This is a genomic window from Flavonifractor sp. AGMB03687, from assembly GCF_017811815.1.
Classification (GTDB): domain Bacteria; phylum Bacillota; class Clostridia; order Oscillospirales; family Oscillospiraceae; genus Flavonifractor.
Window position 1 is genome coordinate 266365 of the sequence record NZ_JADKZI010000001.1, and the last position, 12956, is coordinate 279320.

General features: G+C 56.3%; 10 protein-coding genes and 1 pseudogene. 9 read left to right on the plus strand and 2 right to left on the minus strand.

Annotated features, from left to right (window positions below; translation table 11 throughout):
• Window positions 1-265: 265 nt before the first annotated feature.
• Window positions 266-997, minus strand: a pseudogene (locus J9789_RS01265) (type I restriction-modification system subunit M); the annotation flags it as partial.
• Window positions 998-1479: 482 nt separating this feature from the next.
• Here J9789_RS01265 and J9789_RS01270 point away from each other — a divergent pair.
• From J9789_RS01270 to J9789_RS01310, 9 genes are all read left to right on the plus strand, one after another.
• Window positions 1480-1968, plus strand: a complete 489-nt coding sequence (locus tag J9789_RS01270; RefSeq protein ID WP_209341480.1) for a MarR family transcriptional regulator — start codon at window positions 1480-1482, stop codon at window positions 1966-1968.
• Window positions 1969-1972: 4 nt separating this feature from the next.
• Window positions 1973-2704, plus strand: a complete 732-nt coding sequence (locus J9789_RS01275) for an L-2-amino-thiazoline-4-carboxylic acid hydrolase (protein ID WP_209341482.1) — start codon at window positions 1973-1975, stop codon at window positions 2702-2704.
• 3 nt (window positions 2705-2707) lie between these two features.
• The gene (locus J9789_RS01280; RefSeq protein WP_209341484.1) at window positions 2708-4516 is read left to right on the plus strand and encodes an FAD-binding protein; all 1809 of its coding nucleotides are present in this window, start codon (window positions 2708-2710) and stop codon (window positions 4514-4516) included.
• A 15-nt stretch (window positions 4517-4531) separates the two neighbouring features.
• Window positions 4532-4840: a 2Fe-2S iron-sulfur cluster-binding protein gene (locus tag J9789_RS01285; RefSeq protein WP_209341486.1), complete on the plus strand. Its 309-nt coding sequence runs from the start codon at window positions 4532-4534 to the stop codon at window positions 4838-4840.
• A 71-nt stretch (window positions 4841-4911) separates the two neighbouring features.
• Window positions 4912-6180: a divalent metal cation transporter gene (locus tag J9789_RS01290; RefSeq protein ID WP_209341488.1), complete on the plus strand. Its 1269-nt coding sequence runs from the start codon at window positions 4912-4914 to the stop codon at window positions 6178-6180.
• A gap of 72 nt (window positions 6181-6252) precedes the next feature.
• Window positions 6253-6996 carry an SDR family oxidoreductase gene (locus J9789_RS01295; RefSeq protein WP_209341490.1) on the plus strand — a complete coding sequence of 248 codons (744 nt, stop codon included), beginning with the start codon at window positions 6253-6255 and terminating at the stop codon, window positions 6994-6996.
• A gap of 12 nt (window positions 6997-7008) precedes the next feature.
• Complete coding sequence (locus J9789_RS01300) at window positions 7009-8172, plus strand: amidohydrolase (protein WP_209341492.1); 1164 nt, start codon at window positions 7009-7011, stop codon at window positions 8170-8172.
• A 5-nt stretch (window positions 8173-8177) separates the two neighbouring features.
• Window positions 8178-9029, plus strand: a complete 852-nt coding sequence (locus tag J9789_RS01305) for a nitroreductase family protein (RefSeq protein WP_209341493.1) — start codon at window positions 8178-8180, stop codon at window positions 9027-9029.
• Window positions 9030-9040: 11 nt separating this feature from the next.
• The gene (locus tag J9789_RS01310) at window positions 9041-10321 is read left to right on the plus strand and encodes an L-serine ammonia-lyase, iron-sulfur-dependent, subunit alpha (RefSeq protein ID WP_209341494.1); all 1281 of its coding nucleotides are present in this window, start codon (window positions 9041-9043) and stop codon (window positions 10319-10321) included.
• A gap of 249 nt (window positions 10322-10570) precedes the next feature.
• Here J9789_RS01310 and J9789_RS01315 read toward each other — a convergent pair whose 3' ends face one another.
• Entirely contained in the window at window positions 10571-12889 is a 2319-nt protein-coding gene (locus tag J9789_RS01315; RefSeq protein WP_209341495.1) for a hypothetical protein, read from the minus strand.
• Window positions 12890-12956: the final 67 nt, after the last annotated feature.

Consider the following 12956-nt stretch of genomic DNA (forward strand, 5'->3'; position numbering starts at 1 on the left):
CATAGGTATAATATACAGGCCTATGTTGGAAGAGACCGGATAAAAATAATCCTGACGTCAATAAAATGATAGTTCCTTTTTAGAAATGGAGTTTATTGCTGTTCGGGCTCTGCTAGATAGGCTCTTAATGCTCACAATAACTTTCACACCCTTCATATGGTCGCTCAGAAATTCATTATGCACATCCGGCATCTGGCTCCATATGTAAGAGCGTAAAATATCCATTACGAACCGCCGTCTAATAACGAACAGGCGCTTTTGACAGAACGATTCTATCCTCGCAGGCAATGTCAAACTTGTCAAAACCGATGTCGTGGAGGAACATATTGATGCGACACAGGTTGTAGGTGGTGATGTTGATCTCCTGGCCGAAAAAGCCGTTTCGCACCGCATCGTGGCCCAGCACCTTCACCGCCTTCAGCAGCAGGGAGCCGGAGCCGCAGGCCGGGTCGTATACCTTGTTGACCTCGGTCTTGCCCACGGTGCCCAGTCGGGTGAGCAGCTCGGATACATCCGCCGGAGTAAAGAACTCGCCGCCGGACTTGCCCGCGTTGCTGGCGTACATGGTCATAAGATACTCATAGGCATCACCAAAGGCGTCGATGTCGTGGTCCTTCACATCCCCCAGGTTCATGTCGGCCACGCCGTTGAGGAGCTTCACCAGCTTTTCATCGCGCTTGGCCACGGTGGCCCCCAGCTTGTTGCTGTTCACATCGAAATCGTCAAACAGGCCGGCAAAGCTGCCCTCAGACTCGCTCCCCTTGGCCGACTCCTCAATGTGGCGGAAGACGGTCTCCAGCGTCTCGTTCAGGTTTTCGTCCCCGGAAGCCCGGGCCCGCACATTGCAGAAGAGCTCGCTGGGCAGGATGAAGAAGCCCTTCTCCTGTACCAGGCCCTCCCGGGCCTCCTCGGCCTCCTCATCGGTCATTTTGGCATAGTCAAAGTCGGTGTTGCCTGCCTCGATCTCGCCGCTGTTGATGTAATTGCAAATGTCTTTCCAATCCAGAGAATGAATGAGTCTACCGGAACCTGATGGTCGGCGCTTTTCTAAGATGGTCTGTTTCTTGAGTGCGGAGGAGCTTTAGAAAAATCAGGAATAGTTCGTTCTAAATGATGTTATCTTTTTTGCTTTTTGAGAGATAGATCAGGATAGCCTCGAAACGCGGTCTGCAAGGGCCGTCATGGACTTCCGCCGTGCTTTACAAAGGAAAAGCATGCCTGCATCTGCATACATCTCTAGTATCCAAGGAAACAAAATTAGCCAAGAAGATGTGATGGAATTTTTTACACGCTAAAAAGTTGCACAAAGCGAAACGATTCCAGAAAGAAAAAAGCAAGATTTCCGTCTTGTTGTACAATAAATTGCAGAAAAATCTCTTATATTAAAACATATCGTCAGAAATCGATGCATGTTGACATCTTAGAAATACTTTGCTATATTTTATTTACCAGGAAACAAAAGAGGTGAGATGAAGCTTCATGGATTCATTTTATGGTGAGATAGAGACCAGGTTTGTCCGCATCTTCAACACCTACGCCGAGATGCAGCGTAACCGACATGAGTACTGTCCGGGCGTAGCCCTGACCCCGTTGGAGATCCACGCTATAGAGCGGATCGCCATCACCAATCCCATCAACATCACCGAGCTCTCCCTGGCGCTGGACATGACCAAGGGAGGTGTCTCCAAATGTGTGGACCGGCTGGAAAAGCTAGGACTGGTGCGCAGATACAAATACATGCGCAACCAGAAGGAAGTCTATCTCCACCTGACCGAGCAGGGGGTGGATGCCTTCCACGGACACGAGAGATACCACAGGGTCGCAGACCAGGTCATCATCGATTACGGAAAGCAGCTTTCGCCGGAGACACAGGATGAGATCTTGGGCTTTCTCGATATGTATCTAAAGCAGATGAACATTTTGTTGAACCAACCCAACGAAACTACAAGCAACGAAAAAGGAGAGTAAGACTATGGAGATCGTATTGTCTTCCGCATCCCATCACGCAATACTCTTCGCGTATCTGGCGAAAGAGGCCATCGACACCTTCGGTGAGGCGGGCAAGGCAGCAGTGACCGCCGGCGTCAACCGATATGGAGAGCAGCGGGGCCACCGCATGGCCCTGAGGACCCAGGCCGACGGTAACCCGCTGAACGTGGAGAACTATCTGGTCTACGGCGAGTGGGAGGCATTCCCGGGTCAGATGGACTTGCGTTTCCCAGAGTATTCCCCCGAAGTCAAAATGCAAAATTACCGTTGCCCCTGGCATACCGAGTGGAGCAAGCGTGGTCTGGAAGAATACGGGCGTTACTACTGCCGGGATGTAGACGCCGCCCTGGCCCGAGGCTACAACGGTATGGAGCTCACCCTCAACGCCAACCGAATGATGGGGGATGCCTGCTGTGATTTCACCTTCCGGGGCTGCTCTGTTCCGCCAGAGCGGATGGAGGGATTCAAACGCAAGCAGGCTAAGATAGGCAGTAAGGCCAAGATGCCTTGGGAGTACCATGTGGGCCACATCTATCGCACCATGAAGGAGGCCATCGTGGATGCCTTTGGTACCGAGGGTGAGGCCGCCGTTGCCCGGGCACTGGAGTCCTACCGCCAGGAGTATGGCGACGAGGCCCGGGATCTGGTACTCCAGTACGCTGATGTCGATTATGATGCGATGCCTCCTTATGCCGGGATCGAAAGCGAGGGGTGAGCGATGGAACGTGAGTTTGACCGTGTGATCGCCTGTGACCTGCTGGCTGTGGGCGGTTCCGGCGCCGGTGTTACAGCCGCTATCTACGCCTCCCGTCAGGGACTGGATGTGGTGCTGGTCTCCAAGGGCAAGGTGGGCTTTAGCGGCAACGCCATCATGGCCGGTGGTGGTTTCGGTGTAGACGGCGAGAGCGGCAAGGAACTGCTGGGGCTGGAGGGGGCAGATCCCTCTTTCAGCAAGGAGCGCATGTTTGATTGCATCGTCAAGGAGTCTTTCTTCCTCTCTGACCAGAACATGGTGGAACAGTACGTGGAGGAAGGGCCCATAGTGGTCAAAGACTACCTGGGCTGGGCCCAGCGGGCCGGGCAGGACTACTTCTTTTGCAAGCCAGCCAACTGGATCGCTTCCGGCCTTAGTTTTACTAAGGCCCTGGTCCAGGGCCTGAAGGAGGCCGAGGGGATCCGCACAGTGGAGGATGTGGCTGTCATCGAGGTGCTCACTAACGACGGTAAGGTCTGCGGCGCTGTGGGTATGGACATTTACACCGGCGAACTCATCCTCTTCCGGGCCAAGGCTGTGGTGTTGGGCACCGGCGGCTATCAGCCCTTCAGCATGAACAACACCGTCACCGACATGACCGGCGATGGTCCGGCCATGGCCTACCGGGCTGGCGCCCGTCTGACCGATATGGAGTTTATCCTCTCTTTCCCCACGGCGGTCGTACCCCAGGAAATGAAAGGTTCTATTTACCCCTATGTGTTTGAGTACAATATGCGCAACCTCAAATACACCATCCGGGACAAGAACGGCGACCCATTGCCCATGCCTGAGGAGATCATCCAGCTCTCCCGGGGCGGCAAGCTAAGCAAGTTGGTCACATCCTACTACTTCGGCTACGCCGCCGACGCTGGCCTGGCCGGACCAAACGGCGGATTCTTCTACGACTACTCCGCCAACACCCGGGAGGAGAAAGAAAAAGGCTTCCAAATCTTTTATGATCGATTTGACCGCTGGCACCGCCACGGCTACTACAAGGGCGAGAGCCTGGCCAAGGTGGAGAAGATGATCTTCGATGACGAGCCTCTGGAGGTCGGTATCGGCGCCGAGTATTGCATGGGCGGTGTGGAGATCAACGAGAAGATGGAGACCGGTGTGCCTGGCCTCTATGTGGCCGGTGAGGCTGGCAGCGGTGTCTTTGGTGCCTGTCGGGTGGGCGACGGCTTGGTGGAAATGATGTGCCAGGGGATGCGCTCTGGTCTGAGCGCTGCCGAGTACTGCAGGGACAACCCCCTACCCGCGGTGGACGAGGATCAGGCTGACCAACTCCTGAAAAAGATCCTGGGGCTCTTCAATAACGAAGGCGGGCGCAGTCCCCTGGAGTTCTATCAGGATATCGAAGCTGTCTGCGACAAGGGCTTCGGGCTCATCCGCACCGGCGAGAAGCTGGAACAGGCACTGAAGGAACTGGAGGAACTGAAGGCGGAGTGGCCGACCCTTACTCTGGGCACCAAGAGTCGGGCCTACAACGCTGAGTGGCTCTGGGCCCTCCAGGCCGAGAACCTGCTCATCTGCTGTGAGGCAGGTGTGCGGGCGGCTATCCTCCGTAAGGAGAGCCGCGGCTGTCATATCCGTAAGGACTGCCCCCAGGTGGATCATGACAATTATCTGGTAAAGTTTGTCCATCACGCAGGGGCCCAGGGAATGGAGACCACCACCCGTCCCCCTGTCCACACCAAGCTGGCGTTGCCTACAGGCCAGAAGGAGAATGTCATCTCCTACTTCCTGGATCCGACGCTGGACTATCACCGTTGAGAGGAGGGGCTTGCAATGACTGTGAAGATCGATCGGTACGACCCTGAAAGCGGCCGGATGTGGACCGATAGCTTTGAGCTCCCCACCCTGGAGCGCCGCATGACGGTGATGGATGTGCTAGAGTACATTACGCTGCACCTGGACCCTACGGTGGCCTATTACCACCACAGCGTCTGTGACCACGGTATCTGTGGCCGCTGTACCCTGAAAGTCAACGGGAAGAACGCCTTGGCCTGCTTGACGGTGGTCAACGACCTGACTGAGCTCCACCTGGGTCCCGCCGCCGGACGGACGGTAGTGCGAGATCTGGTGACCCGGCACTGAGTGAGCGTCAATTCCACGGCCTCCCGCCGTGTAGTTGGAAGATATGAGGGAAATCAAAAGGAGGAATCTCAATGTCAACAAAACCCGCAACGGCCCAGCAAAGTGACATCTTTGACATGCCAAAGGGCAGCATTTTTAAGAAGCTGGCCTACGTTCTGGCCTTCGTTGGCCCCGCATCCATGATCTGCTCCACCTCCATGGGTCCCGGTACCGCAACGTCCTGCATCCAGGCCGGCGCGTCTTTTGGCTTTGATATGCTGTGGGCGGTCATTCTTAGCGGCCTGATGTGCGGCGGCGTCGCCTATCTGGGCGCTAAGGTCACCGCTATCTCCGGCAAACCCGCCTATGAGTTCATTGAGGAAAAGATCGGTCGCGTTCCCTCCGTTATCCTGTTCCTGGTGGTGCTGTGTACCTGGTACATGGTCGTCTACAGTCAAGGCGCCACGATGATGCACCTGAACAATATCATCTTCGGCGAGCGTTTCGGCACCATCGCCTTCATCATCACCATCGCCATCATCGCCTACCTCTATGTGGTCAGTTCCAACACCAGCGTGGTAAAGATCGCTTCCATCATGTGTACCCTGATGGCCGCCATCTTCTTCATCAATATCTTTGTCTGCCAGCCCAGCCTGAGCGACATGGCCAAGGGCTTGATCCCCAGGATTCCCGGCGGCGTGCAGGGCGCCATCATCATGGCCGGCATCGTGGGCGGCTCTGCCCCTGGCACCTCCGCCCTGTGGTATTCCTACTCCGTCAAGAACCAGAAGTGGGATACCCCCAAGGCTCTGGGCTTCATTAAATATGATCAGATCATCTTCGCCGGTATGTTTACCATCTTCTCCCTGGGTATCTTCATCTCCGGCGCTGCGGTGCTAAATCCCGCTGGGATCCAGGTCTCCTCCGCGCTGGACGCCGCCGTGGCTCTGAAGCCCATCGCCGGGAACTTTGCCACCTACATCTTTATCGCCGGTTTCTGGGGCGCCGTGTTCACCACCATCGGCGGCATGAGCACCTTGGCTACCTACTGCCTCAACTCCATGGTCCGCATCCATGAGGACCGCACCAACATCAAGGTCCGCAAGTTCGTCCTCATCGGCATCGTGGTCAGCCTGCTGGGCGGTCTGTCCGGCGGCAATGCCCTGTCCCTGCTGGTCAACTTCATGGGCGCACTGAACATCGGCGGCCTGGTCATCATTGCCATCCTGCTGTTCTACTGCTGCAACAAGAAGTTCACTGGCCCCGAGTATGCCACCAAGTGGTACACCATCGTGCTGGGCCTCGTTATCCTGGGCTTCAACGTCTACTCCGCCTGGACCTACGTGGCACGTTTTCTGTAAGCTACCCCGACCTGTCCCCACCGGGGTCTTTCCGGTGGGGACTTTTGACCAAAGAAAGGATGTGCTGCTATTATGGAACTGCAAGATCGAGTCGCCATCATCACCGGGGCCAGCTCTGGCATCGGCGAGGTGATCGCCCAGTTTTACCTGAAGGAGGGCGCCTACGTCTACGGTTGCGGCCTGGAGCCCGCCGCCAACTTCAGTGACCCCAGATTCTTCTATCAGCAGTGTGATATCTGTGACCCGGACCAGACTACTACAGTGGTGGAGGGCTGCGTCAGAGAGTTCGGCAAAGTGGATATCCTGGTCAACTGCGCCGGAGTCACCGGCCTGGGCACCATCGACGACACCTCGGTGGCCGAGTTCCGCCGTCAGTTTGAGATCAACGTCTTCGGCCTGTACACTATGACCAAGGCAGCCATTGACGAGGTGCGCAAGTCGGAGCACGCCGTCATCGTCAACATCGTCTCCGAACTGGGCGTCAAAGCTATCCCAAACCGTATCGCCTATTGCCCCTCCAAGGCTGCAGTGGAGATGCTCACCCGCTGTCTGGCCGCCGACTGCGGTCCCCGGGTGCGGGTCAACGGCATCCTTCCCGGCTTGACCGAGACCCCTATGACCAAAATGCGCTACGAGGACGCCCCCGACCCGGAGGCTGAGCGTCAGAAGACCCGGGACCGCTACGTCCTCAAGCGGATGTGCGTGCCTGAAGACGTGGCCAACGGCGCCGTGTTCCTGGCCAGCGACCGCAGCTCCTTCATCACCGGCGACATGCTGGCGGTGTGCGGCGGCGGACAATTCATTACCTGTCAGTAAGGAGGTCCTGCTATGGACACGCTCACCGCTGTTCTCTCCCTTGAAGAACACCTGCTGGAGCTGCGGCACCACATCCACCAAAATCCTGAACTGGGTTGGCAGGAGCAGGAGACCCAGGCGCTCATCCTCCGTGAGCTGGAGGAGCTGGGTATCCCCTGTGAGACTGTGTGTGGAACTGGCGTCATTGCTACGCTGGAGGGAGGGCAGCCCGGGCCGGTGGTGGGCCTGCGGGCCGATATGGATGCTCTGCCCATCCAGGAGAAGCTGGACGCGCCCTATCGCTCCCGGAAAGACGGGGTCAAGCACGCCTGTGGTCACGACTGTCATGTGGCCATGCTGCTGACTGCGGCCCGGGTGCTGACCGGATGTCGGGACCAGCTCCACGGGACGGTCAAGTTCATTTTCCAACCCGCGGAGGAGATCATCGAGGGGGCCCATGCCATGGCCCAGCTCCCCCAGATGGAGGGTATCGACCGTATATTCGGCCTCCATGTATGGAATGACCTGGATGTAGGCACCTTTTCGGTCGAGGTGGGTCCCCGCCTGGCCTGCGCCGACAACATCTACCTCACGATCCGGGGCAAGAGCGCTCACGGCGCCCAGCCTCACAACGGGGTAGACGCCATCGTGGCGGCCTGCGCTGTGGTGGAACAGCTCCAGACGGCGGTCAGTCGGAAGGTCGACCCCCTGGAGCCGGTGGTGGTGACCATTGGCACCATCCATGGGGGCACCGCCTCCAACATCATCGCCGATGAGGTCCAACTTTCCGGCACGGTGCGTTGCTTCAATAAGGATCTGCGGGCCGATCTGCCCCGGATACTGGAGGACCTCGCTGTAACGACCGCCCAGGCCCACGGCGCCACCTGTGGATTTAAATATGCCCCCTGTGCCCCCCCTGTCATCAATGAGACATCCAGTACCGCCATCGCCCAGAAGGCCGTGACCGACCTCTTCGGCGCGGACAAGCTGGTCCACCTGGAAAAAACCATGGGCGGTGAGGACTTCTCCTGGTTTCTGGAAAAGATCCCTGGCTGCTATATCTTTGTAGGAGCCCGCAACGAAGCTGCCGGCAAGTGCTGGCCACACCACCACGCCTGCTTTGATGTGGACGAGCGATCTCTGGTGAACGGCACCGCGTTGCTGGTGAAGCTTGCCCTGGGCGATGGAAAGGAGTGAGGATCATGCCGGAAGGTGAAAAGGTGAATTTCACCGCAGAGTTCAACAAAAACAAAGAAGAACTCCTGGCCATGGACGAAACGGAGTTCCGCGCCCGCTTTCGGGAGCGGACCCACCACACTCTGGAGATCCAGACCTACGCCAACGCCTACCGCCGCAAAGTCCTCTCGCCCAATCAAGACAAGACGGTCCAGATGTACCTGGAGGTATGGCGGGAGCGGGGACTGTCCGAGGACCTGCCCGAGTATGTCTTTGCCCAGACACTCCTGAGCATGGCCTACACTCTAATGGAGGGTGGGCAGGTGAACCTGGCCCCCTACGTCTGTCCCCCGATCACAGAGGAGGAGCGGGCGGCCTTTGAGCGGGTGCTCTACGAGCGCCGCTCTGTGCGGGAGTGGAAGCGCGCCCCTGTGCCCGACGAGGTGCTGAACAAAGTACTGGAAGCGGGGCTTTGGGCGGCCCACGCCTGCAACCTCCAGTCCATCCGCTACCTGGTAGTACGGGAGGAGACCACCCCAGGTCTCTTCCGGGGGAGCGACATTCCCGGCGGCCCCGTCCATATCGTGGTCCTTCAGGACATGCGAGTCTACCGGGCCAACCCGGTGATGCCAGAGTCCAACCAGTTGCTGGACGCGGGGGCTGCCGCCCAGAACCTGGTGCTGGCGGCCTACGCCTATGGCTTGGGTGGCTGTTGGCTCACCTTTACTAGTCAGGCCATGAAGGACCGCATCCGCCAAGCAGTGGATCTGCCGGACCACTACCGGATGACCACCTATGTGGATGTGGGCTGGCCCGACCAATCTCCCTATCCGCCCCAACGTCTGGGGCTGGAGGAAGCCATCATCAAGTCATGTTAGGAGAATCACCCATGGAGGAAGCACTCTATCAAAATCACCTGGCCATTCTGAAAAAAGAGCTGACGGTGGCCCTGGGATGTACTGAGCCCATCGCGATCGCCTTCGTGGCCGCCAAGGCCCGCCGGGTATTAGAGACGGAACCTGTCTCCTGTGTGGTGCGCTGCAGCGGCAATATCATCAAAAATGTGATGGGCGTCACCGTTCCAAACTCGGGAGGCCAGCGCGGCATCGACGTGGCCGCTACTCTGGGCATCGTGGGGGGCGACCCCGACCTGGAGCTGGCAGTCCTGGAGCCGGTGACCCAGGCCCATATCGACCAGGTCAAGGTCCTGTTAGACCAGGGTTTTTGCCGCTGCGAGCTGGTGGAGGGGGTTGAGAACCTCTACATCCAGGTCCTCCTTACCGACGCGCAGGGCAACACCGCCCAGGTGGAGGCCAGGGAGTATCATAGCAACATTACCCAAATCGTCAAAAACGGCCGGACCCTCCAGTCCAATGGTGGCAACAGGGCCTCTGTTCAGTCCGACGGAGGAGAGAAGTCTCTGCTGACGGTGAAGAACATCTTGGAGTTTGCGGACTGTGTCCGCATGGAGGACGTAAAGGAGGTCATCGACCGCCAGATCTCCTACAACACTGCCATCTCCCGCGAGGGCCTATCCGGCCACTACGGCGTAGAGGCCGGCCAGGTGCTCATGTCCCACGGCGGGCAGGATGACCTGCGCATCCGGGCCAGGGCCGCCGCCGCTGCGGGCAGCGATGCCCGCATGAGCGGCTGCCCCCTGCCAGTGGTCATCAACTCAGGCAGCGGCAACCAGGGCATCACCATCACCCTACCTGTGGTGGAGTACGCTAAGCATCACCATGTGAGCGAGGAAGGCCTGCGCCGCGCCTTGGTGGCCGCCAACCTTCTTTCCGTCCACCAGAAGAAATACATCGGCAGTCTTTCCGCTTACTGCGGCGCGGTGAGTGCCGCATGCAGTGCCGCGGCGGGCATCGCTTATATGCTGGGCGAGCCCTTTGAGGTCATTTGTGACACCATCACCAACACTATCGCCACCATCGGCGGCATGGTGTGCGACGGGGCAAAGTCCTCCTGTGCCACCAAAATAGCCACAGCTGTGGACTGTGCCCTCAACGCCCTGGAGCTTGCCAGGGAGAAACACGTCTTCCAGCCCGGTGAGGGGCTGGTCAAGCAAGATGTGGAGACCACCATTCGCAGCGTAGGCCGTATGGGCTGCGTCGGGATGCGCAGCACGGATGTGGAGATCCTCAACATCATGCTGGAACACTGATCTGATATCTGCCTCTCTTCATCTTGAAACCGGCCGGGCACCCTTTGCCCGGCCGGTTTCAAGCCTATAAATTAAAAAGCGGACCAGTTTAGACGACCAAGCGTCTGATACGATAGGCAACTGTGCAGTCTAATAGATGACCTCTATTACGCCAGCCGTACTCGAGCGGAAGATACAGCTCTTTGCCGTTTTCTCCTTGACCGAATATTTTCGTACTGTTTTCCTCATATCCTGTTTTCTGGTATCCTGCTAACCGCCATTTTTGATGAACAGGAAGCAGATCCCCCCAACAACTACCAGTATCATGATCCATTTGAGGATCTTTTTCCAGTTCCAGCTTTTGATCTGCTCTACGTTCTCCCGGGGCTTTTCTTCATCAAAACAAAACTGTGCTATCATAAATGGCGCGGCGCTCGACACGATATAGCCAAAATAATACCCGATGGAGCCGGGCTGGATAAATGCCAGTACCAGAGTAACGAGATATCGCGGTATGACCAGCAGCATCTGCCGTATGACCAGCCAAAAGAAACCAGCGACGGCCCAAACGATGTTCCCGATGATGCCTGGACCAAAGCCCTCTAAATAGTCTAAGACCCCCTCGACAAACATATCGCCTATGGCTCGGCCAAAAATCACAAGGCCATTTTTGACACCGTCATAAAAATCCAGTTCGATCGCTGGTGTCTGGGCCTGGATCACAAGAGGTATCCCTGCGATATCCACACTTTTGCCAAAAAGCTTCCCGGTCGCAGAGATCTGGAAAAAGTAACTGCCGATTACTATGGCCAGGAGCAACAACGCACTGATGGTACTCATAAGGCCGATGGCCTTCAGCTGTGTGGAATTCTCGCAGCGGAATGCCAACTCATCCAGTTCATCCTTTGCTTCCTGAGAAAGATCAGCAGATACGATCTGATGTTTTATCTCCTGAATATGCCGCTTTGCGTGCTGACCACTCAGACTGTCTTTAATTTTTTGGTAGGTTTTTTCTGCCTGCCGCGCTTGTTCGCGTGTAGCGTACTGTTTTCCGAGGGCAGTCCGACAAGCCTGATCGATCTTGTCCAGGCGGTATTGGATCTCATCCAAATATCGGTGTGCCAGGACCGCCGGATTGTTCCCACTGCGGATCTGCGCCTGGAGCTTCAACAATGCCTGCTCTGCATCCGGACCGTCTCCACAGACTTCCAACGCCTGGTATAGTTTCTTGGCAACAGCTCGGATATGCACGGCTTCCTCGGGCGTCTCACAGTTCAGCGGTTCACTTTCTGGAAGCAAGATATCAACAGTGCAAAGTTCCTGTTTCAAATCAAGACGGCGCTGCTGCAAGTCCTCCTGATATCGCTTGCTGATGGCAGAGGCATATGCACCGATCCGCTGCTCGGCATCCTCCATGGAAGATAGACTTTGGAAATCTACGGATCGGAGGATGTCTTGGATCTGTTTCTGTTCTTCACGGGCTTCATCTGCTTCTCGCCTGCTGGGGAACACCACACCCTCAACGGTTCGATATCGAAGATCAAAGCGGCTGATAGCATCGTCGATTTCCTGTAATACTTCCATATCGCCGGTATAGTGCATCTTGGCGCAGAGAGCCAACACTTTATCATGGGCTTCCAGTGCCTGCGCCTCAGTGTCCAAAGGAAGTGTTTTGGCGTATGCGATCAACTGTGCCTCCTTTTCTTCCTGGATCGCCAATACGCCAAAATAGCCGGCGACCTGCTCCAACTGGCCGTCAGGATCTCCGAATCTGCGCAATGCAAAGCGATACCAATCATCCTGATAGGGATCCAGATAGAAAGATTGGATCAGGGCATTGCGGCATTGGGTATCATCGGAAATGTACTGCGCGTTATTTAGGATGGATACAGCAGCCCTTTGGGCTTCTTCCGTCGGCATGCCCTTCATAGGTAGCGAGTCTATCCCTGTTTCAGAGAGGCAATGGATGAGTGCATAGTGACAGTTGAATGCTGAAAGAAACACACCATCTGCGATCTTAGCAAATGTATTTGGATCATCAAAGATACGGCCCATCTTCATACTGCTGGAGATGCTGGAGGCCGCTTTTCCAAGCGCATTGAAGACCATATGCCCTGCGCCGATAGCCATGTTCATAGCCCCAGCCATGGCCATCCCTTTTACGGCCCCGGAAAACCCAAAGCCGCCTCCAACGATCCTGCCGCGATACTGTCTCCGGGCCTTTCTGTACTCATCCATTTGAGCTTCGTTCATAGTGATCTCCGCATATTTATCGCAGACTTCCATATAAGGCTCTGTCCATGCGGTGATGAGTGGCTCATACGCTTGTGAGAACGCCTCCTGGTCGATGGTCAGGATATCATGATCGACCAATTCCTGGATGCAGGCTTGTACAACGGGAAGCAGAGCTCCTTCGACCTGATCAGGTATCGCTTTAACGACTTGTTCCAAACTGTGGTTATTTTGGTACAGTCCTTTAAATCTACTTTTCGCTTGTTGGGCAAGCAAAAAGTATTGTCTCCTATAGTCATTATAAGCTACCTTAGATGCATCGATGGTGATTTGCTGTCCCAGTAATCGGTACTCCATTTTTCTCCCTCCTGTCTTCTTTAAATATATAACATATATCTATATAGATGTAAATAATCCCAGGATA

Bases quoted from the DNA above. Each gene is read 5' to 3' on its own strand.
- J9789_RS01315 (WP_209341495.1), bottom strand. From the start codon at position 12,889: ATGGAGTACCGATTACTGGGACAGCAAATCACCATCGATGCATCTAAG.
- J9789_RS01290 (WP_209341488.1), top strand. From the start codon at position 4,912: ATGTCAACAAAACCCGCAACGGCCCAGCAAAGTGACATCTTTGACATG.
- J9789_RS01285 (WP_209341486.1), top strand. From the start codon at position 4,532: ATGACTGTGAAGATCGATCGGTACGACCCTGAAAGCGGCCGGATGTGG.
- J9789_RS01300 (WP_209341492.1), top strand. From the start codon at position 7,009: ATGGACACGCTCACCGCTGTTCTCTCCCTTGAAGAACACCTGCTGGAG.
- J9789_RS01280 (WP_209341484.1), top strand. From the start codon at position 2,708: ATGGAACGTGAGTTTGACCGTGTGATCGCCTGTGACCTGCTGGCTGTG.
- J9789_RS01295 (WP_209341490.1), top strand. From the start codon at position 6,253: ATGGAACTGCAAGATCGAGTCGCCATCATCACCGGGGCCAGCTCTGGC.
- J9789_RS01310 (WP_209341494.1), top strand. From the start codon at position 9,041: ATGGAGGAAGCACTCTATCAAAATCACCTGGCCATTCTGAAAAAAGAG.
- J9789_RS01275 (WP_209341482.1), top strand. From the start codon at position 1,973: ATGGAGATCGTATTGTCTTCCGCATCCCATCACGCAATACTCTTCGCG.
- J9789_RS01305 (WP_209341493.1), top strand. From the start codon at position 8,178: ATGCCGGAAGGTGAAAAGGTGAATTTCACCGCAGAGTTCAACAAAAAC.
- J9789_RS01270 (WP_209341480.1), top strand. From the start codon at position 1,480: ATGGATTCATTTTATGGTGAGATAGAGACCAGGTTTGTCCGCATCTTC.